Raw genomic sequence first — 278 nt, 5'->3', positions numbered from 1 at the left:
CAGAAATTTTGGGGTTGGAAGTGAAGGATGTCTCGGGGGTTATGGTGTGACCAAAATGGAGATCAATTTGCCGCCATATAAGCGCTATAAAAACTCCAAAGTCGATTGGGCAAATCAAATCCCATTTCACTGGGAAACGAAAGCGCTCAAGTATATTGCCAAACTACAGAGTGGCGACACTATTCGGCCAGAGCAGTTCACTGAGGATGGATACCCTGTTTTTGGAGGGAACGGTTTTCGGGGGTACACGAGGTCGTTTAATAATATCGGCAAATTCC

1 protein-coding gene is annotated in these 278 nt (G+C 45.7%); it reads left to right on the top strand.

All coding sequences use genetic code 11. The features are described from left to right. Positions 1 to 55: 55 nt before the first annotated feature. On the top strand, positions 56 to 278 hold a 223-nt coding region (locus AC0L3U_RS39320), incomplete at its 3' end, for a hypothetical protein (RefSeq protein ID WP_473365110.1).

The organism is Bradyrhizobium sp. Kon69 (assembly GCF_055807515.1).
This window is presented reverse-complemented; position numbering and strand designations above follow the sequence as displayed.